The organism is Mesorhizobium sp. M1E.F.Ca.ET.063.01.1.1 (assembly GCF_003998155.1).
Taxonomy (GTDB): domain Bacteria; phylum Pseudomonadota; class Alphaproteobacteria; order Rhizobiales; family Rhizobiaceae; genus Mesorhizobium.
Window position 1 is genome coordinate 1 of sequence record NZ_RZSC01001523.1, and the last position, 516, is coordinate 516.

The following is a 516-nucleotide window of genomic DNA, read 5'->3' on the forward strand; positions in this document are numbered from 1 at the left end:
CTTATATTCCATATTTATGGAATTTATATCTTAGTTACGGACTAATAAGTGCATTGGGATACCGATGCGTCAAGCTCTTTTGGTATCTGGAGCGGCGCGCGCCGAAACACGGATCGAGCTCTCGGCGGACCGAGGCACAATGAGATGTTCGCCTTTTCCGGGTGCTCGGAAACAGTCACGATCCGAGGCGCGGAGCGGCTTTCAACCAAGCCAAGGCGAATTCCGCGCCGACGGTTTTCTGTCCCCGTTATCCACATATGTGACACACAACATATTGGGGTCACAAAACCTACAAAAACGAATCCTTGACGGTTCCAAACGAGTCGCTCTTTATAGGCCATGCGCTCCTGTTGCGGGCGTGACCGGAGTGTTCAGAGGCCGGTCTTTTTTCCCGGATTTTGTGCGTTTTGCCCGCATTTCCGCCTGTTCACGAGGCCGGCGGAAGCGTTGGGAATGTTGGGGCTTGGGTGGGCGAAAGGGAGAATTGTCGGCCTGGAAAAAATGATCTGTTAACAC

Annotated in this window: 1 protein-coding gene; it reads right to left on the reverse strand. The window is 52.5% G+C overall.

Annotated features, from left to right (window positions below; all coding sequences use genetic code 11):
- Positions 1-330: 330 nt before the first annotated feature.
- On the reverse strand, positions 331-516 hold a 186-nt coding region (locus tag EOA29_RS42535), incomplete at its 5' end, for a hypothetical protein (protein WP_210213238.1).